Genomic DNA, 20,390 nt, shown 5'->3' on the forward strand with positions numbered 1-20,390 from the left:
AGATATGGAATCGAGGAGTCAGAAGGCTATGGCCGAAGTGAATTTGCTGCCGGCATATTTGATCAACGGCGAAGACCAGCTTAAGCGCGAAACTGTGCTTAAGCGCTTGCGTTCGCGCCTGGAAGCGATGGGCGACCTCGATTTCAACTGCGACACGTTCGACGGTAAAGACGCTTTGGGTGGCGATATCGTGGCTGCGTGCAACACCATGCCCTTCGGCATCGACAAGCGCCTCGTTATCGTGCGAAATGCCGACGATTTGAAGAAGGCCGATTCCGAAGCGCTCGTCGCGTATCTCTCATCGCCGGCCGATTTCACGGTGCTGGCGTTGCTTGCGAATAAGCTTGCGAAAAACACGCGCCTCTATAAGGCTGCGGCGGCGGTTGGCCCTAAGGCGGTCATCGATTGCGCGCCGCGCAAGGCGTACGAATTGCCGTCCCAGGTGCGCGCCATGGCGACGTCGCACGGCATCGCCATGACCGATTCGGCTGCGAAGCTTTTGGTGGAGCTTGTGGGCGAAGACACGGTGCATCTCGATGCCGAGCTGAAGAAAATCGCGCTTGCGCACACGGGCACCCAACCCGTTGGACCCGAAGAGGTGTCGGCGCTTGTCACGCGTACTTCGCAGGCGAAGCCGTGGGATTTCACCACGCCGTTCACGCAGCGAAATGTCGCCGAATGCGTACGCGTGCGCGCGAAGCTCGGCGATACATCGGCGTATGCGCTTATCGGTTTTTGCGTGAGTTCGTTGCGCGAAATGCTCACATGCCATGCGCTTGCGGCTCGCGGGCAAAGCGGCCCCGGGCCTTTGGCGAAGCAGCTCAAGATGCCCGATTGGAAAGCGAAGAAGGTGGCGGCTGCTGCGCGTTTGTGGTCTGCTGCGGAGCTTCGTGCAGCCCTTTCAAGCGCCCGTGATTGCGAACGCGCGATGAAAAGCGGCGCCGACGCCGAGGGCGTGTTCTTCGATTGGGCCATTTCAACCTGCGTAAAGAAGTAGGCTTGCATCGCCTGAAATCAAGGGGTGCGTCGGCGCGCGGTTATGCGGTTCGGCGAAGGTCTATTCCTCGCTGCTTTCGTCGTTGTTGTAAGTTTTGATGCGGCGTTCGAGGGCTGCCTTCAAATCGTCAATGCCCGAGCCGTTGGCTGAAGAGATGGGAATGATTTCCACCTCATCGCGCGAGAATCCCAGCTGGCGGCGCAGCGCGGCGATATTTTGCATGCATTTGTTCTTCGAGAGCTTGTCGGCTTTCGTGCATACGATCATGAACGGCAGTTCGGCGGCAATCAAGAACTCGATCATATTCACGTCGAGCGCGGTTGCGGGGTGGCGAATGTCGATGAGCGAGACCACGCAGCAAAACTCGCGGTCTTGGTTGTAATAGCCTTCGATCATTTCGCGCCAACGGGCTTTTTCAGATTTCGAAACCTGCGCGAAGCCATACCCTGGCAGGTCGACGAAGTCGGCCCATTCGGCTTCGAAGAAATTGATGGTCGACGTTTTGCCCGGCGTGGCAGAAACCTTCGCAAGCTTTTTGCGATTGAACAGCTTGTTCATAAGCGACGACTTGCCAACGTTGGAGCGGCCGACGAAAGAAACCTCGGCGCGCGTGGAAGGGGGCAGCTGCTTGGAAGTGCCATAGGCTGCGGTGAATTTCACGTTGTGGTAGTTCATCGTTTTAGACATGCGATCTCCTTGTTGGTAACGCCGCCCATACTACCGTATGAAGCCGCGTTTTTCACACGGTTGCGCTTTTTCGCCCACATTCGGCATAAATTCTTTGACGTGGGCTTGACGAGCGCTTATAGTTTCACATTGCCTTGTTGCATGGGCCAGGCCGCAGTCCACCGGTCGAAGCGCCGCTTACAGGTTTCCAGCACACGTGAAACTGACGCGGGTAACCATGCAAAGGGTAGCGAAGCGGCAAATCCGCACGTCGACGCAGCTGAGTGCTGAAGATGCGTCGATTCGCTGGTACGGGACCATTTCTAATTAACCGGAGGAAACAGTGGCTAACATCAAATCTCAGAAGAAGCGCATCATCACCGCCGAGAAGGCTCGCAAGCGCAACCAGGCTGTCAAAAGCGAGCTGAAGACCGCCGTTCGCGCGGTCCGCGAGGCTGTCGCTGCCGGCAACGGCGTTGAGGCTTACACCAAGGCTCAGCATGCTTGCCGTCTGCTCGACAAGGCTGCTTCCAAGGGCATCATCCACAAGAACCAGGCTTCCAACCGCAAGTCTGGCGTCATGGCTCTCGCCAACACCGTGGTGACCGCGGAAGACATCGCTGCTGCGCCGAAGCGCGAGAAGAAGGTTGCTGCCCCCAAGGGTGGCACCAAGAAGGCTGCCGCTAAGGTTGCCAAGAAGGAAGCTTACAAGGCTGCCGACGCCGAGAAGGCAAAGCGCCGCGAGGCTACCCTGAAGGCCGAGAAGAAGGCTCACGACGCCAAGGCCAAGGCCGAGGCTGAAGCCGCTGCCGCCGAGGCTGCCGAGGCCACCGAGGAGTAAATCCTCAACAATCAACGCCGGGCCACAGCGCGGCGTTACGTTACTGAAAAGGGCCCGCGGAAGTGGGCCCTTTCCGCTATAGAGACCAGGAGCGCTGCAACTATATGAGCACCGATCCCAAGTTCATTCGCAATTTCAGCATCATCGCCCATATCGACCATGGCAAGTCGACGCTTTCCGACCGCATTCTCGAGCTTACCGGCACGGTATCCCAGCGCGATATGGAAGAGCAGCTGCTCGATACCATGGATATCGAGCGCGAGCGCGGTATTACCATCAAGAGCCAGGCTGTGCGCGTCGCCTATACCGCCGACGATGGCCAGGAGTACCAGTTCAACCTTATCGACACCCCGGGTCACGTCGACTTCACCTATGAAGTGAGCCGAAGCCTGGCGGCATGCGAGGGCGCGGTGCTCGTGGTGGATGCCACGCAGGGCGTTGAGGCCCAAACGGTCGCCAACGCTATGATGGCTATGAACGCCGACCTCGAGATTATTCCGCTCATCAACAAAATCGACCTTCCCTCGGCCGAGCCCGAGCGCGTGAAGGGCGAGATTGAAGATGGCCTGGCGATTGTCGCCGATGACGCGATTTTGGCGAGCGGCAAAACGGGCGTTGGCGTGAAAGACCTGCTCGAGGCCGTGGTGCATCTTATTCCGTCGCCCGAAGGCAACGCCGAAGGTCCGCTGCGCGCGCTTATTTTCGACTCGTATTTCGATCCGTATCGCGGCGTGGTCGCGCTGGTTCGCGTGGTCGACGGCTCCATCAAGAAGGGCGACGAGGTGCGCCTCGTGAACGCCGGCACCGAGATTCTTGTTGAAGAAGTTGGCGCGCGCCATCCCAAAGAGGTTGCGCTCCCGAATCTTTCGGTAGGCGAAGTCGGGTATCTGGTCACGGGCTTGAAGGACGTTTCCCAAGTTCGCGTGGGCGATACCATCACCTCGAGGGTCGGCGGCGTGACTGAGCCCTTGCCGGGTTATCGCGAGGCGAAGCCCATGGTATACACGGGCTTGTTCCCCATTGAAAGCGACCAGTTCGAGGCGCTCAAAGAGGCCCTTGAGAAGCTGTCGCTGAACGACCCTGCGCTTGAGTGGGAGATGGAGAACAGCCACGCGCTGGGATTTGGCTTCCGCGTGGGATTCTTGGGCCTTCTGCATATGGAGGTCATCAAGGAGCGCCTGGAGCGAGAGTTCGGCCTTGACCTTATCGCCACCGCGCCGAGCGTTGAATACCACGTGTACAAGACCAACAAAGAAATGGTGAGCGTGCATTCGCCGCAAGATATGCCCGACCCTTCGGAAATCGATCATATCGAAGAGCCGTATCTGCGTGCGACTATCATGATTCCGCCCGATTATGTGGGCGCGGTCATGGAGCTTACCGTGGCGCACCGTGGCACGTTCAAGACCATGAACTATATTTCGCCTACGACGGTGGAGCAGATTTGGGAGATTCCCTCGAGCGAGCTCATCCTCGACTATTTCGATCAGCTGAAGAGCCGCACGAAGGGCTACGCAAGCCTCGACTACGAGTTCGACGAATACAAGCCGGGCTCCCTGCAGAAGCTCGACATTCTGCTTTCCGGCAAGCCGATCGACGCCCTGTCGTTCATCGTGCACAAAGATAAGGCGTACGACCGCGGGCGCGTGCTGTGCGAGAAACTGAAAGACATCATTCCGCAGCAGATGTTCGAAGTGCCCATCCAGGCGGCCGTTGGCGGCCGCGTGCTTGCCCGTCAAACGGTACGCGCGAAGCGCAAGGACGTTTTGGCGAAGTGCTACGGCGGCGACATCTCGCGTAAGCGTAAGTTGCTCGAGAAGCAGAAGGCCGGCAAGAAGCGTATGAAGGCGATTGGCAACGTCGAAGTGCCGCAGGAAGCCTTCATGGCGATTTTGAAGGTTGACGAATAGTCCCGCCACGCGTCAGTCCTGGCGCTGCGCGGCGCTCCGAGCCGCACCTTGCCGCTTGGGCCGCGCGCATGGCTGTAAGGCTCATGCGCGCGGTTTCGCGGCGAGCTGCCCGCTCGGAGTGCCGTTCGTTGGCATTGGCCAAATCAGGTGCTTTCTGGTTTGACCTGCGACTTTTGCTGGTCCTTGCGGGCTTGGGTCGCTCTTTTGGTTTGGTTTTAACTGCTGAGCTTGCTTGGAGGTGTTTATGGGAAAGCACGACGAAGAATACGACTTCCTGGAAGACGCGTTTCGTGACGAGCCTCAGGCCTCGACGCCTGTTCATGCGAGCGACGAAGGCACGTGGCTTGACGATGCGTTCAGCGAGCAAGCCCCCGTGCGACGCAAAATGTCGGGCAAGGCGAAGGCGGCAATTATCGTGGCGATTATCGCGGCCTTGGTTTTGCTTGTTTTGCTTGGCGTTGAATCCATGAACGCCCTTGGCGCGTTTCTTTCCGTGGTCGCAACGAATTAGGAGGCACCTATGCCGCACGATCCGTATAAGGCGCTTTATATCCATCTGCCTTTTTGCAAGCATCGCTGCGCATATTGCGATTTCACCACGCGAGCCGTTGCTCCCGATTCGGTGGAAATCGACGAATATATCGACAATCTGATCCTCGAGCTTCGCCGCAAGGCAAAAGAGGGCGAGCTCGCAGAAATCGAAACCGTGTATGTAGGCGGAGGCACGCCGAGCTTTGTGGGCCAGGCGCGCCTTTCGAAATTGCTTTATGCCCTGGGCGTTTCCATGAATTTGACGCCTGAGGTCGAATGCTCCATGGAGGCGAATCCCGATTCGCTCACTCCCGAGCTCATTCGCGATATCTATGCCCTGGGCGTGAATCGCCTTTCCATTGGTGTGCAAAGCTTCGACGACGGTTTGCTGAAAACGCTCGATCGCATTCACGATTCGGCGCGCGCCAAGCAAGCGGTGCTCGATGCGCGCGAGCGCTTTGAAAACGTATCGGTCGACCTTATGTGCGGCGTGCCTGGCCAGACGCCCGAAATGTTCGAAGCCGACGTGCAAACCGCGGTCGACTTGGGCGTGACGCATGTGAGCGTGTATCCGCTTACCATCGAAGACCACACTCCGTTTCGCCGCATGGTCGACTCGGGCGAGATTGACGACGTTGACCAGGACAAAGAGGCGCTCATGATGTCGATGGCGCCCAACGTGCTCACGCCTGTGGGCTTCCATCGCTACGAGGTGGCGAGCTATGCGCGCGAGGGTTTCGAATGCAAGCACAACATTGCCTACTGGACGGGTGTTCCGTACCTTGGCCTGGGCATTTCTGCCGTCACCATGACGCAAAACGATGCCCGCCGCATGCGCGTGCAAGATGGGGAAGTGCAAGACGACCTCAATCGCAAGCAGATGTGCGCCGAAGACCTCATGATGAAAATGCGCATGACGCGCGGCGTTTCGGACGATGAGCTGTTCGCCGCCGCCGTGGTCATTCCTGGAGCGCTCGACGTCTTCAATTCGCTCGTTCGCGACAAGCTCGTGAAACGCGAAGATGGTCGCTGGAAGCCGACATTTGGCGGCTGGCTTTTGGGCAACGAGCTTTACGGGAGGATTTATGAGCTGGCTCCGTAAGGTTGCCTTCGAGGAATGCGCCGTTACGGCAAATAAGACGGGTTTTGTGGGCGCGCCGTGCTCTTCCGAGGAGAGCGCTGCATGCTCAAACAGTCCTGAGCTCGCACGGAAGCCACATTTAGTGGCTTCCGGCTCGTGCGGAACTGCGCGTGAAGCGCTCCCCTCGGAAGAGCACGGCGCACGCAACTCCATTCCCGTGCTTCTTGCTCCCATGGCTGGCGTGAACGACATCGCCTTCCGCCAGCTGAGCCTGGAGTTGGGCTGCGACATCACGTATACCGAAATGGTTTCCAGCAAAGCGCTCTCGTTCGCGAACGAAAAAACGCGCCACTTGCTCGATCGCGCGCCCAACGAACGCAAGGTTGCCGTGCAGCTGTTCGGCCACGAGCCCGAGACGATGGCGCGTGAAGCCGCGTGGATTGAATCCGAGATGGGCGATGCGCTCGCTTACATCGACATCAACATGGGCTGCCCGGCTCGTAAGATCGTGAAGAAGGGCGACGGCTCGGCGCTCATGACGACGCCCGAACTCGCTGCCGAGATTGTGCGCAAGGTGTCGGCCGCCGTCGAACATCCCACGACGGTCAAATTCCGCAAGGGATATGCCGCAGACGAAGACATCGCGGTTGATTTCGCCCGCCGTATGGAAGATGCCGGCGCTTCGGCGGTTGCGGTGCATGGCCGCACGGCGGCGCAATTCTATTCGGGATGCGCCGATTGGGATGTGATTGCGCGCGTGAAGGCCGCCGTCGAGGTGCCCGTTATTGGCAATGGCGATGTGACTGGCGGAAAAGAGGCGTGTGCGCTCGTGGCGCAAACGGGTTGCGATGCCGTGATGATTGGTCGCGGCGCGCAGGGAAACCCGTGGGTGTTCGAGCAGGTGCGCGCCGCCTTGAACGGCGAAGCCGCGCCCGAGCCCCCCACGCCCGAACAGCGCGTTGCCATGGCTCATCGCCATGCCGAGATTTTATCGAAGCGCATAGGGAACAATTTGGTCTATATGCGTAAGCACGTGATGTGGTATTTGCGCGGCATTCCAGGAGCCTCGAAGGCGCGCGGCGAGCTCAACCAGTGCGTGACGCTCGACGATTTCGACCGAGTGCTTGAACAGCTGCTTGCCGACGCCGCGCGCATTGAAGCGGAAGAGGAACGATATTTGGCACGCTAACTGGCGGTTCTCGCCTTCGCGAATATGCGCGTTGCGTGCCCGTCGGCATGTCTCCGCGGTGCTGTGGAGCTCGTTTCTTTCCGCAGCGTGACGGAACGGTGTCGTTTTCTTTGGTTTATTAGCACTCTTGGGGCATCGCTGCTAGAATCCTGTCACGTTAACGCGCACGCGCGTGATTCGTTGTGTCGTCTCGCGCCGATCGGTGCGCGGGGCATGGAATGCGTCGCATGAAAGGGGCCGAGAACCGTTGCTGTCCGATCGTCGACAGAAAGTGCTTCAAGCGCTTATCGAGGAGTACATCGCCAACGCGCAGCCTGTAGGCTCGCGCACCTTGGTCGATCGTTACCGGCTCGGCGTTTCCTCTGCTACGGTTCGCAACGAACTCTCGGTGCTTGAAGATGAAGGCTATCTCACTTCTCCGCACACTTCCGCCGGCCGCGTTCCGACCGATGCGGGCTATCGTGCATTCGTCGACGATTTGCTTTCGCGCGAATACGGCGAAGACGCCACGGGCGGCATGTTCGACGACGTGCGTGATGCGGCAACGAAGATGGACGACCTCATGGAGCAAACATCGGCCGCCCTGTCTCGCTTGACCGATTGCCTTTCGGTTGTGGTCGCGCCTTCTTTGCTCGCGTCTTCGGTGAAGCAAATTTCGCTCGTGTCCATGTCGTCTCGTCGCATGCTCATGGTCGTCGTTACCGACGACGGTCAGGTGTTCAACCGGTCGGTCGAGTTTGCGGAAGACGTTTCCGCCGATGAGCTGGCCGACGTGCAGAATGCATTGAACGCCGCGCTTTCGGGGCGTTCAATTTCCGAGGTGCGCAAAGCGAAGGGCGTGCGTATTGAAGCGCTTTCCAGCCCGCTCGCGCGCATCGTGATTGACGAGCTCGTTGTTTGCATGGCGAAGGCCGACGAAGGCCGCGCGCATAGCTTGGGTATGTCGACGTTGCTGAGCAAGCCCGAATTCAGCAACTCGTCCGCTGCGTTGCCCGTGCTCCAAGTGCTCGAAGACGACACGGTGCTTATGCATCTTTTCGACGACGTGGGCTCTGCGGGCAATGCCCCCGATTCGCTCGAGGTTCGCATCGGTAAGGAGAATTCCGCGAGCGAGCTATCGGGGGTTTCGGTCGTCGCCGCCCAATACGGTTCGGGCGAGGCTCAAGGCGTGGTCGCCGTCATCGGCCCTACGCGCATGGATTATTCGAAGGTCATCAGCGTGGTGCGCTCCGCGAAAAGCGCGCTGAAAGATTTGTAAATAGGAAGGCTCACACACACTATGGCAAAAGACCTCTACGCCATTTTGGGCGTCAGCAAAGATGCAACCGACGCCGAAATCAAGAAGGCGTTTCGCCGCAAAGCGCGCGAACTTCACCCCGATGTGAATAAAGCGCCCGATGCAGAGGATCGTTTCAAGGAATTGAACGAGGCCTACGACGTGCTTTCCGACGCCAATAAGCGTGCGCAGTACGACCGCTTCGGCACGGTTCCCGGAGCGGCGGGCGGCCCCGCCGGCGGCTACAACGTCGACTTCGAAGACATCTTCGGCGGCGGTTTCGGCGGCATGGGCGATATTTTCTCGAGCTTCTTCGGCGGCGCTGCGGGCGGTCGCGCCACGGTGCGCAAAGAAGGCCGCGATATGGGCGTTGGCCTGCGCCTGACGCTTGAAGAGGTCGCTGCGGGCGCGAAGAAGGAAATCGTCTACGACCGCCTGGCGCCGTGCGAGGTGTGCAATGGCTCGGGCAAGGCCGAGGGCGGCAAAGAAATCGATTGCCCCGATTGCCACGGTCGCGGCCGCGTGGTCACCGTGCAGCATACGTTCCTGGGCGATATGCAAACCGCCTCTACGTGCTCTACATGCGGCGGCACGGGCAAAGTCATCGACAAGCCGTGCGAAGAATGCGAGGGCCAGGGCCGCATCCCCGATCGCCAGCATGTCACCGTCGAAGTGCCTGCCGGCATTCGCGAGGGCCAGCAGCTGCGCGTGACGGGCTTCGGCGAGGCCGGCATGCACGGCGCTCGTCCGGGCGACCTCATCGTGACGTGCCGTATTCAGCCGCATGAGTTCTTCGAGCGCGAGGGCGACAATCTGCACGCCCGTGCGAACGTGAGCTTCATCCAGGCCACGCTCGGCGCCGAAATCGAGATTGACGGCATCTTCCATGACGAAAAGGTGAAGGTTCGCGTTCCCGAGGGCTGCCAAAACGAGCAGGTCATTCGCGTAAAGGGCATGGGCATGCCCCGTTTGAAGTCCACCGAGCGCGGCGATATGTATGTGCACATTACCGTGCTTATTCCGAAGAAGGTCACCAAGAAGCAGCGTGAGCTGCTCGAAAAGGTGGCCGAGGAATTCGGCGAAGACGTGGCCGCACCGCGCAGCCCGCTGCAGAAGTTGCGCGACGCGTTCAACTAGGAAGCATGAAGGCACCTGGCGTAGAGCTAGGTGCCTCTTTGTTGTTGCGGCTTTTTCGCTTTCGCTTCGGGTACACTGGTTGCCTGAAACGATTGAGCGCCGTTGACTGCCGTTGATTGCCGAATGCAAGGAATGCCTTTGTTGGAACAAACCAAAAAAAATGCAGCTTCTTTTCATGTCGTGAACCTTGGCTGCAAGGTGAACCGCGTCGAAAGCGACGATTTCGCAGCCGCCCTTATTGCGGGCGGTGGGCGAGAAGTGCCCATCGAGGCCGCCGATTTCATTGTCGTGAACACGTGCACCGTTACGGGCGAGGCTGAAAAGAAAACGCGCAAGGCCGTGCGCCAGTCGCTGCGCGCGAACGATTTCGCTCGCGTCGTTGTAACCGGTTGCGCCGCCGCCATCGATCCCATTACCTATACCGAGATGGATCCCCGCATCGAAGTGGTGCCGAAAAGCGCCATGGCCGACGTGCTTGGCGCGCAGACGAGCGAGTCGCCCGCCTTGGCCGCCATTCGCGCGGGCGAGGAATTTCCCACGCGTGTTGGCGTGAAGGTGCAAGATGGCTGCAACAATGCGTGCACGTACTGCATCGTGCATGTTGCGCGCGGGCGTGCCACATCGCGGCCTTCCGAAGAGATTATTGAGGAAGTGCGTGAGCTCGCGCGCGCGGGCGTGCGTGAAATCGTGCTCACGGGCATTAATTTGGGCTCGTATCGCGAGGGCGACATGCGCCTGGCCGATTTGCTGCGTTGCCTTATGAAAGCGGTCGATGAAGAATTTCCCGCCGATTCGGGCCTTGGCGTCGTGCCGCGCGTTCGTTTCCGCGTGTCGTCGATTGAGCCGCGCGACGTCGATGACGACCTTATTGAGCTCATGGCCGCATCGAATGGCCGCATTTGCCGACATTTGCATTTGCCGCTGCAATCGGGTTCGAGCAAGGTGCTGCGCGAAATGCGACGCCCCTATAGCGCCGAGCGATTTTTGGGCCTGGTCGAGAAGCTGTATGCCGCCATGCCCCAGCTGTCGCTTTCGACTGACGTCATCGTCGGCTTTCCCGGCGAAACTGAAGAAGACTTCCTCGAGACATGCCGCGTGGCTGAAATATGCCGCTTTTCGAAGATACACATTTTCCGCTACTCGAAGCGTGCGGGAACGCCTGCGGCCGAGCGCGACGATCAGGTCTCGCCCGAAGTGAAGGCCGAGCGCGCCAAAAGGCTCGAGGCGATCGAGGAACGTCTTCGCGCCGACGATATGCATCGCCGTTGCGGGTCGAGGGAATTGGCCCTGGTCGAATCGGAGGGCAACGCCACGACTGAGAGCTATCACGGAATCGATGCCCCAGCGGGCAGCATCGTGGGCGATTTGGTGGAGTGCGAACTATGATGGAAGAACGTTCGAATTCCGGCGCGTCTGGAAGCGAGCCCATGGCCGGCGGCGGCGAGGCAGCAGGCCAAAGCGTCGATGCGGGTGAGATGGGCGAAACGGGCGAAACGCTGAAGCGCAAGAACAATCTCGTGAAATCGTTCGGTTATGCGGCTTCGGGCGTGGTCCAGGCGGGAAGCGAGCGCAACTTCAAGGTCGATGTCGTGGCGGCGGTTGTGGTTTTTGCCGCGTGCGCGCTTTTGCAGGTGCCTGCTTGGGGGTGGGCTGTGGTTGCCATGTGCGTGGGCGTACAGCTCGCCATGGAAACCGTGAACACGGCGATAGAGGCAATCGTTGATTTGGCTTCGCCTGACATCCACCCGCTTGCCAAGCGCGCGAAAGATTGCGCGGCGGGTGCCGCCCTTATCACAGCCTGCGCAAGCGTCGTCGTAGGCCTTATCGTATTCGTTCCGGCGCTTTTGGCGCTGCTGGGAGCATAGGGGGGCAAGCGCATGTCATTCCATCATTTTTTTCTTGACGGCCAAGTTATCGCCGAAGAGACGGCGCAGGAATTCCCCGTGCGCCTTTCTGCGGAAGACGCCAAACACGCGCGCGTGCTGCGCCTGTCTGAGGGCGAGCATATAAGCGTTGTTGATGCGGCGAGCGATTATTTCGAACTGGAAATCATCTCGGCGCACGATGGCCTGGTGGCGCGCATCGCGCAGCGTCTCGATGCGCCGCAGGCGCCTGCGAGCATTGCGCTGTTCCAGGGCCTTGCCAAGGGCGACAAGATGGACGATATCATTCGCCATGCGACCGAGGTGGGCATTGACGAGTTCGTGCCCCTTTCGAGCTCTCGTTGCGTCATGAAGCTCGATGCGAAGAAGGCGAAGTCCAAGCTTGCCCGTTGGCAGGCCATCGCGCATTCTGCCGCCATGCAATCGGGACGCATGGTCGAGCCGCGCGTGCATGGGCCGCATACGGTGAAGCAGGCTGTGCAGCTGCTGCGCGAATTCGACTGCGTGCTCGTATGCTGGGAGGAATGCCCCTCGACGAAGACCATCGCCGCCGCGCTCGAACAGTCGCTCGGGAGCGCCGCTGTCGCCAAGCCGCGCATCGCCGTGCTGGTGGGTCCCGAGGGCGGCCTTTCCGCCGATGAGGTCGAAGCGCTCACGGCAGGCGTCAATGCCTGGCCTGTGACGCTTGGCCCGTCGATCCTTCGTACCGAAACCGCTGGAATCGTTGCCCCTGCGCTCGTTTTGTATGCGTGCGGAGGCATGGGCGCCGACAAGAAAGGGTTTTAAATGAACATCGAAATCGAAATCGAGCATGGCGCCGACATCGCGAGCGGCGTCGATATCGAGGGTATCACGCAATACGTGCTTGAGCAGGAAGGATGCCCCGCCACAACCGAGGTCTCCATCACGCTCACGACCGACGAGGAAGTTCATCGCCTGAACAAGGAATACCGCGGAATCGACCGCCCGACCGACGTGCTCAGCTTCGAGTGCGACGGCCTTGACGACGATTTCGACGGGGGAGCGGCGTACGACGACGCGGGCGTGCCCGATGACGAGCCGTTCATGCTTGGCGACATCATCATCGCCTCCGATTATGCGCGCGCTCAAACGGCCCAGTTCGGCACCACGCCGCAAGAAGAGCTCGCGGTGCTGCTCGTGCATGGCCTTCTGCACTTGTGCGGATGGGATCATGTGCATTCCGACGAAGAGGCCGAGGCCATGGAAGCTCGCGAGCGCGAGATGCTTGCTGGCGTGGGGCTGCCCAACATCCGCTAGAAACTGCGGCGGTATCCCGCGTGCGGGCGGTGTGGCGGGCGGCTCTTTCGTGCGCTCCATAACCGCATTTCGCGCGCCAATTTGCACAAGTTGTGTTCGCTTGCCCAAGGGGCAAAAAGCTCTTGGAGAGCGAGTGCGTCTCTGCTATAATTCAACGTCGGCTTCTTAAGCGCTCCGTTTCACGTCGGAACGAGCAACCTTCGGGTCGCGTTCGTTTCCATCCGACCTCTGCTGCGGTGCCAGGTTTTGTCCAGAACCTTGAAGGGCTCAGCTTAGTTGGGCATTGCATGCGATGCCCGCGCGCAAGCGCGAAGGCGAACCCGAAACTGGCGTTTTAAGCAGCACAGTCGAAGGAAAAGACTAGCAGAAGGAAACGAAATGGATATCATCCGCGCTATCGAGCAGCAGCAGATCAAGGAAGTCGCCCCGTTCAACGTCGGCGACACGGTCAAGGTGCACTATCGCATTACCGAGGGTAACCGCGAGCGCATCCAGGTTTTCCAGGGCGACGTTATCCGTCGTCACGGCCATACCTGCCGCGAGACCTTCACCGTCCGCAAGATCAGCTTCGGCGTTGGCGTTGAGCGTACCTTCCCCGTGCACTCCCCCAAGATCGAGAAGATCGAGGTCGTGCGTCACGGCAAGGTCCGTCGTGCCAAGCTGTACTACCTGCGCGACAAGGTGGGCAAGGCTGCCAAGATCAAGGAAAAGGCATTCTAAGTCTTTACCGAATTGGTGCTTTGGAAGGGGTCCTTCGGGACCCCTTTCTTGTTTCATTTTCCATGCGCTGGGGTATTCTGCGCGCGCATTCCAACGGTGTTCACTGCTGTTTTGCGTGAGCGAAATGCTTCGTCGCATGGAAAAAGAATCGTCGCCCAGAAACGAGGGGAACGAATGGCTCAAACGCTTGCAGAAATACGAGAAGCCCTGAAGACCGCGAATCGCGCGGAATACGAGGCGCTTGCCCGCGCCCTTGCTGCCGATGGGCGCAAGGGGGTCAAAGCTGCCCTGAAAAGCGCTGCGCGCCGCTTCGCCGCCGAAGACGCGGAAGCGGCTCGTCTGGAGGGCATGTACAGCTTCCAGGCAAAACTTGCAGGAGGCGGCATCGCCGTGGGGCTCGATGAAGTGGGTCGAGGCCCGGTCGCAGGTCCGCTTGCCATTGGTGCCGTCGTGCTGCCCGACGACCCGCGTGTCGAGGGCGTGAACGATTCGAAGCAGCTTTCTGCTGAGCGTCGCGAAGAAATCGCCGCCGTGGTGCGCGAGGTGGCTATCGCGTGGGATATCGAATACATTCAGCCTCAGGAAATCGATGAACATGGCATGACGTGGGCGTTGCGTATGGCGAACCTGCGCGCTATTGCAGCTATTGAGGAGCAGCTTTCAGCGAAAGGCGCTTCGCTCGATGCGGTGTTGCTCGATGGCAATGCGCAGCATCTCGACGCACGCGAGGTCAATATTGTGAAAGGCGATGGGAAATGCGCGTCCATCGCGGCGGCGTCCATTATCGCGAAGGTCGATCGTGACGCGCTCATGTGCCGCTATGCCGAGCGGTTTCCCCATTACGGCTTCGAATCGAACAAAGGCTACGCGAGCGCCGAGCATATCGAGGCAATAAAGCAATATGGACTTTCTCCCGTGCACCGCGCGAGTTTTTGTCGTGCCTGGACGCAGGAGACGCTGTTCTAAGAAGGCCGCCCTTCCACGCCGCGGGAAACGCGGGGAATTTGTGCGCGAATCGTCGGAGAATTGCCGGAAAAATGCGTGAGAACGCGATGGAAACGAAGAGCGATTGGCATTAAAGGCCAAAGAATACGCTGGGGAATCGCGGGGCAATTGCAAGGTTGTCGCGAGGAAAAGCGCGTGATTTGGGCAAGAATCGGACAAGGTTTCACCTCTACACTCGCCGTACGAGAAAGGGGATGCCATGACCGAAAAAAATGCTGCACCACGCAATCCGCACTCCCATGCCCATGTGAGCGACGAATGCGCCGCTGTCGATGAGGGCTATTGGGGCGACGATGAAGAAGAAATCGCTTTCGTCAAGCGCTGGAATTGCGACCCGAAGACACTGGGGGCCTACGGCGAAGACCTCGCCTGCGAATTGCTGAAACGAAACGACTACATCATTCTGGAGCGCAACTGGGCGTGCGCCGCAGGCGAGGCCGACATCATCGCTCTTGATGACGGCTGCCTCGTATTTGTTGAAGTGAAAACGCGCGCGGGTGGCGATAAAGGCTTTCCCCAGGAAGCGGTCACGCCGAAGAAGCGCGCCCGTTATGAACGCATCGCTTATAGCTTTTTGTCTAGCTATGATGGGGCCGATGCCCGCGTGCGCTTCGACGTGATCGCCATTCAAGCAATGCCGAATTCGAAGGGCTTCGTGAAACATATCGTGAACGCTTTCGGCGCGGGCGCGTGACGTCATGCAGCTGCGATGCTCGTTATATTCGGCGACCATTGTGGGCGTGCGGGCGATTCCTGTTGCCGTTGAAGTGGTTGTCTCGAACGGATTGCCGGGTTTTTCTATTGTCGGCATGCCCGATGCCGCCGTGCGCGAATCGACCGAGCGCGTGCGGGCTGCCATAAAAGCCTGCGGCTTCACCATGCCGGGCGATAAAGTGGTGGTGAATTTGGCGCCAAGCTCCATTCGCAAGGCCGGGTCGGGCTTCGATTTGCCTATCGCTGCGGCGATTTTGGCGGCAACGAAGCAAATCGACGCAGAAGCTCTTGGTGAATGCTTGCTGGTAGGGGAGCTTGGGCTCGACGGCTCCGTGCGACCGGTGCACGGTACGCTCGCATTCGCCGCGTGCGCTCGTGAGCTCGGGTGCAAACTCTTGGTGAGCGCCGATGCGCGTGACGGAGCGCCGCTTGGGCACATGGAGCAGCTCGCGTTGCCCTCGCTTGCCAGTTTGCGCTCCATGGCCGTGCGGCCACTCGATTTCTGCGCGCCTTCTTCTTCGGTTGAGGCGCCCGATTTTGGCGATATCCGTGGACAGGCGGCTGCCAAGCGCGCTATGCAGGTTGCGGCCGCGGGCGGCCACGGCATTTTGCTCATGGGGCCTCCGGGATCGGGCAAAACCATGCTTGCGCGTGCCCTGCCTTCCATATTGCCGCCGCTTTCCGATGACGAAAGGCTTGAGGCGGCTATCGTCCATTCCGTTGCGGGCGAGCCCATCGATTCTATTCTCGCGGGCACACGGCCGTTTCGCCGCGTGCATCACAGCGCTACGGTGGCGGGCCTTGTGGGCGGGGGAACGCCCGTGCATCCAGGTGAGATATCGCTTGCTCATGCCGGCGTTCTGTTCCTCGACGAATTGCCGGAATTCTCGTCGCGATCGCTTCAAGCGCTTCGCCAGCCCATGGAAATGGGCCGCATCGTGATAACCCGGGCCGATGGCAGCGTTGCGCTTCCTGCACGTTTTTCGCTTGTCGCGGCGGCGAATCCCTGTCCTTGTGGGTATTACGGTGACCCTCAAAAGCAATGCACCTGTCCGCAATGGAAAATCGAGCGGTACCAGGGCAACATCGGCGGCCCGCTGCTCGACCGAATCGATATGCATGTCGATGTGTGGCGCTGCGATCCCGGCGAGATGCTCGATCGCGCCGATGGCCGCGACCCAATCGACTCCGAGCGTTTGCTGGCGGGTGTTTTGGCTGCTCGCGAGTTCAGTTCGTGGCGGCGGGCCGTGCTTGGCGATAGCGATGCCATCGATGTGGGCGCGCTGCTTGCCCGTTGCCGCATGGCGCAACGAACGCGGGGCTTGTTGGAAACGGTGTCGCGCACACAGCTTCTTTCTGGGCGTGGAATAACGCGAGCGCTCATGGTGGCGCGCACAATTGCCGACATCGCCGAATCGAAGTCGGTGGCCGAAGAGCACCTTATGGAAGCTCTGAGCTTCAAGCTCCGAAAGGGGGTATAACGGCCATGGAAGAACGTTTTCGCATCGATGGCCCGCGATTCGAAATTGCGCGGGGCACGAAAGGGTATCCAGATGCGTTTGAGGCTGTGCCCGAGCCGCCAGAACGGCTCTATGTGATCGGCGACCCCTCTGCGCTTAAAGAGGGTCTTGCGGTCGTCGGGGCGCGCAAGGCGACGCCTTATGGGTTGAATGCGACCAAAATGTTGGCAGGCCGCGCAGCTGAGCTCGGCGTGGTGGTGATTTCGGGCGGTGCGCGCGGTTGCGACGCAGCCGCGCACGAGGCGGCTCTTGCGGCCGGCGGTCAAACCGTCGCGTTTCTGGGCGGCGGTTGCGACGAACCGTATCCGAAATCGAACGTGGATCTGTTTCGGCGCATCGTCAAGGGCGGAGGAGCGGTTGCTTCGGAATTTCCGTGGCATTATCCGCCGAAGCCCTTCATGTTTCGCAAACGCAATCGCCTTATCGCGGGGTTGGCGCGTGCGACGCTTATCGTGGAAGCGGGGCTTCCCAGCGGTACGTTCTCTACGGCCGACGAAGCGCTTGCTGCCAATAAAGATGTGCTTGCGGTGCCGGGGTCGATTTTTTCCGCCACATCGGCGGGCTCGAATATGTTGCTCGCGCAGGGAGCTATGCCCATCGTGAGCAAGGAAGTGTTCGATTCGGCGATTATGTCGTTATTTCCGGAAATCGTGGGAGGCGGCTATGGCGCTGAACAGTTGGCGTTATTTGCGGGCGATGGGGCCGATGCGGGGGTCGACGATCCTATTCTTTCGGCGCTTGCGGCGGATCCTATGCGCCTCGAAGAAATCATCGCCCTGTTCGCTGATGGCGATGATCCCATGGCCGCGGCGACACGCGTCATGGCGCATGTATCGCTGCTGGAAGGGGCGGGCGCGCTCACTCGTTTTCCCGATGGCCGGTTTGGCGCTGTTGGATAGCTTGCGGGCTTTTATGAATTGCCATGCGGGTGTGTTATCCTCGCTGCATGGATAAATTTGTGAACATAATCGGCGCGGGTCTCGCAGGCAGCGAGGCCGCGCTTCAGCTCGCCCAGCGTGGCGTGCATGTGCGTCTGTTCGAGATGCGCCCCGAAACCGAAACCGATGTGCATCGCGGCGGCGATTGCGCCGAGCTCGTGTGCTCGAACTCCCTGAAGAGCACCAAGCCTGAAAGCGCTGCAGGCATGCTGAAGGCGGAGCTTGCAGCACTCGGTTCGCAGCTTATTGCGGCGGCGGGCCGAACCCGCGTCGACGCGGGTGGTGCGCTCGCGGTCGATCGAGACGAGTTCTCCGCCGACGTCACTTCCATGGTGAAGGAAAACCCTTATATCGAATATCGTGTGATGTGCGTTTCCGACCCGCTCGACGCTTCCTTGGGCGCTGCGGATGCTACCATTTTGGCAACGGGCCCGCTTACGAGCGATGCGCTTGCTCAGTGGCTTGTTGACAAAACCGGCTCCGACAATCTCGCGTTCTTTGACGCGGCGGCGCCCGTGGTCATGGCCGATTCCCTTGATATGGATGTGTTGTTCCGCCAATCGCGCTACGAGCAAGATGCTCCCGGCGATTACCTGAACGCGCCTTTCGACAAAGAGAGCTATGACGCCTTTATTGCGGAGCTTGTTGCTGCCGATCGCGTTATTAAGCGCGACTTCGAAACGAAAGACTTGTTCCAGGCGTGCCAGCCTATTGAGGAAATCGCCCGCAAGGGCGCCGACGCACCCCGATTCGGTACTTGCAAGCCCGTGGGGCTTACCGATCCTGCAACGGGTCGTCGTCCGTGGGCGGCGGTGCAGCTTCGTGCCGAAAACGCCCAGGGCACGGCCTACAATCTGGTGGGCTTCCAGACCAATCTCACATTTGGCGAGCAGAAACGTGTCTTCCGCATGATCCCCGGTTTGCAAAACGCCGAGTTCGCGCGTTATGGCGTCATGCATCGCAACACGTTCATCCAGGCCCCGCGCCTGCTCGATCGCGATTTGCGCTTGCGCGGCATCGACGCCCCCGTGTATGTTGCCGGTCAGCTTTCTGGCACCGAGGGCTATTGCGAGGCCATCGCGTCGGGTCTTATGTGCGCGCTGTTCGTGTATGCCCGGCTCCAAGGCATGCAGGCTCCGCTTTTGCCTGTGGAAACCGCTTTCGGCGCGCTGCTCGATTACGCCACCGACCCCGCAACGCAAGACTATCAGCCCATGCACGTGAATTTCGGCATCTTGAAGCCGCTCGATCAGCATATTCGCAACAAGGGTATGCGCTACGCCGCCTATGCCGAGCGCGGGTCGCGCGCCATGGAGGGCTACGTGGCTGATATTCGTGCCAAGGGCCTGCTCTAAGGCATGGCGAAGGCGAAACCGGAAGTCGGGAAGGCGTGCGCGCAGGTTGAGTGGGAGCTTGCTGCGCCAGTTGTGCGCGAGGCGAACGTTCAGGTTGAACGCGAGGCAGCCGTGCGGGTTGATTACGAGGCGGGAGCGCAAGCCGAACGAGGGTTGGGCGCGCAGGTTGAAGGCCGGACGGGCGCACAAGTTGAACGCCAGGCGGACGAACCCGGGCTTCCCGCGATTGACGAGCTCTACTTGGATTATCTCGCAAGCTATTGCGACATGCTCGTTGTGGAGCGCAATTCGTCGCAGCATACCGTGCGCAATTATCGGCTCGATTTGCTCGACTTCGGCCGATGGGCGGCACGCTCCTCGGTGAATCCGCTGTGCGCGACGCGACGCGATATGCGAAGCTATTTGGGCGATTTGGACTATGCCCAGTATTCCCGTCGCACGGTGAACCGTCGTCTGTCTTCCATTCGCTCGTTTTTCCGATGGCTTGCGGCCGAGGGGTTGGTCGAGTCGAATCCCGCCGATGTGGTGAGCGGCCCCAAGCTCGCTCGCAGCCTTCCGCGAACTATTCCGCCCGCCGACATGGCGCGTTTGCTTTCGGTGTGGCGCGGCAGCGATAAGCCTTCCGATATGCGCAACCGCGCGATTCTCGAGTTCTTGTACGCATGCGGCGCGCGTATTTCGGAAACGTCGGGCTTGCTGGTCGACAATGTCGATTTCGACACCGCGCAGGTGCGCGTGTTCGGCAAAGGCTCGAAAGAGCGCATCGTGCCGCTGCATGAGCTCGCTATCGCTTCCATGCGCGACTATCTTTTCAACGCGCGCCCGGCGCTGCTCGCTGGCAAAGAGAGTCCGTATTTCTTCGTGAGCACGCGCGGCAATCGGATGTCGCCCGATGCGCTTCGCAAAATGTTCAAGCAAAGTCTGCTTGCTGCGGGTCTCGACCAAACGCTTTCGCCGCACGATATGCGTCACACGTTTGCGACCGACCTGGTCGAAGGTGGCGCTGATTTGCGCAGCGTGCAAGAGATGCTCGGCCATTCGAGCTTGTCGACCACGCAAATCTATACGCATGTGTCCATCTCTCATTTGAAAGAGGAGCATCGCCGCACCCTTCCGCGCGGATAGGGGAGGCGTGCGGGCTGTCGTTTTGCTGCAGATAGAAGAGGCGTGCGGGTCGTCGTTTTTCTGAAGGTGAAAGAGGTATGCGCCGTGCCGTTTTTGCCATGGGAGGAAAGGCGTGCGCCGTGCCGTTTTCCCATGGGCAGAAAAGGCATGTCTCGCGCCGTTTTGCTGCGGGCGGAAGAGAAATGCGGGCTGTCGTTTTGCCGCGGGCGGGAGACGTGCGGCGT

20 protein-coding genes are annotated in these 20,390 nt (G+C 59.9%); 19 read left to right on the top strand and 1 reads right to left on the bottom strand.

Features of this window, described 5'->3' with window-relative positions; genetic code table 11:
* The first annotated feature begins 4 nt into the window (after nucleotides 1-4).
* The gene (holA, locus tag Q0D41_RS00270; RefSeq protein ID WP_294373500.1) at nucleotides 5-997 is read left to right on the top strand and encodes a DNA polymerase III subunit delta; all 993 of its coding nucleotides are present in this window, start codon (nucleotides 5-7) and stop codon (nucleotides 995-997) included.
* Nucleotides 998-1,057: 60 nt separating this feature from the next.
* Here holA and yihA read toward each other — a convergent pair whose 3' ends face one another.
* A complete protein-coding gene (gene yihA, locus Q0D41_RS00275) occupies nucleotides 1,058-1,672 on the bottom strand; it encodes a ribosome biogenesis GTP-binding protein YihA/YsxC (RefSeq protein ID WP_294374428.1) in 615 nt (204 codons plus the stop codon).
* 334 nt (nucleotides 1,673-2,006) lie between these two features.
* On the opposite strand from yihA, the gene rpsT reads away from it, so the two are divergent.
* From rpsT to Q0D41_RS00365, 18 genes are all read left to right on the top strand, one after another.
* Nucleotides 2,007-2,504, top strand: coding sequence for a 30S ribosomal protein S20 (gene rpsT, locus Q0D41_RS00280; protein ID WP_294373502.1), 498 nt, complete (start codon nucleotides 2,007-2,009; stop codon nucleotides 2,502-2,504).
* A gap of 104 nt (nucleotides 2,505-2,608) precedes the next feature.
* On the top strand, nucleotides 2,609-4,414 hold the full coding sequence (gene lepA, locus Q0D41_RS00285) for a translation elongation factor 4 (protein WP_123219428.1): 1,806 nt from the start codon (nucleotides 2,609-2,611) through the stop codon (nucleotides 4,412-4,414).
* 244 nt (nucleotides 4,415-4,658) lie between these two features.
* Nucleotides 4,659-4,925: a hypothetical protein gene (locus tag Q0D41_RS00290; protein WP_294373510.1), complete on the top strand. Its 267-nt coding sequence runs from the start codon at nucleotides 4,659-4,661 to the stop codon at nucleotides 4,923-4,925.
* Nucleotides 4,926-4,934: 9 nt separating this feature from the next.
* Nucleotides 4,935-6,047: a radical SAM family heme chaperone HemW gene (gene hemW / locus Q0D41_RS00295; protein ID WP_294373513.1), complete on the top strand. Its 1,113-nt coding sequence runs from the start codon at nucleotides 4,935-4,937 to the stop codon at nucleotides 6,045-6,047.
* On the top strand, nucleotides 6,031-7,215 hold the full coding sequence (dusB, locus tag Q0D41_RS00300) for a tRNA dihydrouridine synthase DusB (RefSeq protein ID WP_294373515.1): 1,185 nt from the start codon (nucleotides 6,031-6,033) through the stop codon (nucleotides 7,213-7,215). The genes hemW and dusB overlap by 17 nt, the downstream gene beginning before the upstream one ends.
* Before the next feature lie 247 nt (nucleotides 7,216-7,462).
* Entirely contained in the window at nucleotides 7,463-8,473 is a 1,011-nt protein-coding gene (gene hrcA / locus Q0D41_RS00305; protein WP_294373516.1) for a heat-inducible transcriptional repressor HrcA, read from the top strand.
* 21 nt (nucleotides 8,474-8,494) lie between these two features.
* Nucleotides 8,495-9,628 (top strand): molecular chaperone DnaJ, encoded by a 1,134-nt coding sequence (dnaJ, locus tag Q0D41_RS00310; protein ID WP_294373517.1) that lies wholly within the window; start codon nucleotides 8,495-8,497, stop codon nucleotides 9,626-9,628.
* 141 nt (nucleotides 9,629-9,769) lie between these two features.
* Nucleotides 9,770-11,014 carry a tRNA (N(6)-L-threonylcarbamoyladenosine(37)-C(2))-methylthiotransferase MtaB gene (mtaB, locus tag Q0D41_RS00315; RefSeq protein ID WP_294373518.1) on the top strand — a complete coding sequence of 415 codons (1,245 nt, stop codon included), beginning with the start codon at nucleotides 9,770-9,772 and terminating at the stop codon, nucleotides 11,012-11,014.
* A complete protein-coding gene (locus tag Q0D41_RS00320; RefSeq protein ID WP_294373520.1) occupies nucleotides 11,011-11,493 on the top strand; it encodes a diacylglycerol kinase family protein in 483 nt (160 codons plus the stop codon). The genes mtaB and Q0D41_RS00320 overlap by 4 nt, the downstream gene beginning before the upstream one ends.
* A 12-nt stretch (nucleotides 11,494-11,505) precedes the next feature.
* Nucleotides 11,506-12,297 carry a 16S rRNA (uracil(1498)-N(3))-methyltransferase gene (locus Q0D41_RS00325; RefSeq protein WP_294373522.1) on the top strand — a complete coding sequence of 264 codons (792 nt, stop codon included), beginning with the start codon at nucleotides 11,506-11,508 and terminating at the stop codon, nucleotides 12,295-12,297.
* Complete coding sequence (ybeY, locus tag Q0D41_RS00330) at nucleotides 12,298-12,789, top strand: rRNA maturation RNase YbeY (protein WP_114614975.1); 492 nt, start codon at nucleotides 12,298-12,300, stop codon at nucleotides 12,787-12,789.
* Between the two features lie 378 nt (nucleotides 12,790-13,167).
* Complete coding sequence (rplS, locus tag Q0D41_RS00335; protein WP_287537855.1) at nucleotides 13,168-13,509, top strand: 50S ribosomal protein L19; 342 nt, start codon at nucleotides 13,168-13,170, stop codon at nucleotides 13,507-13,509.
* A 174-nt stretch (nucleotides 13,510-13,683) separates the two neighbouring features.
* A complete protein-coding gene (locus Q0D41_RS00340) occupies nucleotides 13,684-14,475 on the top strand; it encodes a ribonuclease HII (protein ID WP_294373535.1) in 792 nt (263 codons plus the stop codon).
* 238 nt (nucleotides 14,476-14,713) lie between these two features.
* Nucleotides 14,714-15,208: a YraN family protein gene (locus tag Q0D41_RS00345; RefSeq protein WP_294373537.1), complete on the top strand. Its 495-nt coding sequence runs from the start codon at nucleotides 14,714-14,716 to the stop codon at nucleotides 15,206-15,208.
* Between the two features lie 4 nt (nucleotides 15,209-15,212).
* Nucleotides 15,213-16,709, top strand: coding sequence for a YifB family Mg chelatase-like AAA ATPase (locus Q0D41_RS00350; RefSeq protein WP_294373540.1), 1,497 nt, complete (start codon nucleotides 15,213-15,215; stop codon nucleotides 16,707-16,709).
* Nucleotides 16,710-16,714: 5 nt separating this feature from the next.
* The gene (gene dprA / locus Q0D41_RS00355; RefSeq protein ID WP_294373543.1) at nucleotides 16,715-17,647 is read left to right on the top strand and encodes a DNA-processing protein DprA; all 933 of its coding nucleotides are present in this window, start codon (nucleotides 16,715-16,717) and stop codon (nucleotides 17,645-17,647) included.
* Nucleotides 17,648-17,694: 47 nt separating this feature from the next.
* Nucleotides 17,695-19,041, top strand: a complete 1,347-nt coding sequence (trmFO, locus tag Q0D41_RS00360; protein ID WP_294373545.1) for a methylenetetrahydrofolate--tRNA-(uracil(54)-C(5))-methyltransferase (FADH(2)-oxidizing) TrmFO — start codon at nucleotides 17,695-17,697, stop codon at nucleotides 19,039-19,041.
* Nucleotides 19,042-19,044: 3 nt separating this feature from the next.
* Complete coding sequence (locus Q0D41_RS00365; protein WP_294373548.1) at nucleotides 19,045-20,166, top strand: tyrosine recombinase; 1,122 nt, start codon at nucleotides 19,045-19,047, stop codon at nucleotides 20,164-20,166.
* Nucleotides 20,167-20,390: the final 224 nt, after the last annotated feature.

Source organism: uncultured Slackia sp. (genome assembly GCF_934630525.1).
Lineage (GTDB): Bacteria > Actinomycetota > Coriobacteriia > Coriobacteriales > Eggerthellaceae > Slackia.

Bases quoted from the DNA above. Each gene is read 5' to 3' on its own strand.
- holA (WP_294373500.1), top strand. From the start codon at position 5: ATGGAATCGAGGAGTCAGAAGGCTATGGCCGAAGTGAATTTGCTGCCG.
- yihA (WP_294374428.1), bottom strand. From the start codon at position 1,672: ATGAACTACCACAACGTGAAATTCACCGCAGCCTATGGCACTTCCAAG.
- lepA (WP_123219428.1), top strand. From the start codon at position 2,609: ATGAGCACCGATCCCAAGTTCATTCGCAATTTCAGCATCATCGCCCAT.
- Q0D41_RS00290 (WP_294373510.1), top strand. From the start codon at position 4,659: ATGGGAAAGCACGACGAAGAATACGACTTCCTGGAAGACGCGTTTCGT.
- hemW (WP_294373513.1), top strand. From the start codon at position 4,935: ATGCCGCACGATCCGTATAAGGCGCTTTATATCCATCTGCCTTTTTGC.
- dusB (WP_294373515.1), top strand. From the start codon at position 6,031: ATGAGCTGGCTCCGTAAGGTTGCCTTCGAGGAATGCGCCGTTACGGCA.
- dnaJ (WP_294373517.1), top strand. From the start codon at position 8,495: ATGGCAAAAGACCTCTACGCCATTTTGGGCGTCAGCAAAGATGCAACC.
- Q0D41_RS00320 (WP_294373520.1), top strand. From the start codon at position 11,011: ATGATGGAAGAACGTTCGAATTCCGGCGCGTCTGGAAGCGAGCCCATG.
- Q0D41_RS00325 (WP_294373522.1), top strand. From the start codon at position 11,506: ATGTCATTCCATCATTTTTTTCTTGACGGCCAAGTTATCGCCGAAGAG.
- ybeY (WP_114614975.1), top strand. From the start codon at position 12,298: ATGAACATCGAAATCGAAATCGAGCATGGCGCCGACATCGCGAGCGGC.
- rplS (WP_287537855.1), top strand. From the start codon at position 13,168: ATGGATATCATCCGCGCTATCGAGCAGCAGCAGATCAAGGAAGTCGCC.
- Q0D41_RS00340 (WP_294373535.1), top strand. From the start codon at position 13,684: ATGGCTCAAACGCTTGCAGAAATACGAGAAGCCCTGAAGACCGCGAAT.
- Q0D41_RS00345 (WP_294373537.1), top strand. From the start codon at position 14,714: ATGACCGAAAAAAATGCTGCACCACGCAATCCGCACTCCCATGCCCAT.
- Q0D41_RS00350 (WP_294373540.1), top strand. From the start codon at position 15,213: ATGCAGCTGCGATGCTCGTTATATTCGGCGACCATTGTGGGCGTGCGG.
- dprA (WP_294373543.1), top strand. From the start codon at position 16,715: ATGGAAGAACGTTTTCGCATCGATGGCCCGCGATTCGAAATTGCGCGG.
- trmFO (WP_294373545.1), top strand. From the start codon at position 17,695: ATGGATAAATTTGTGAACATAATCGGCGCGGGTCTCGCAGGCAGCGAG.
- Q0D41_RS00365 (WP_294373548.1), top strand. From the start codon at position 19,045: ATGGCGAAGGCGAAACCGGAAGTCGGGAAGGCGTGCGCGCAGGTTGAG.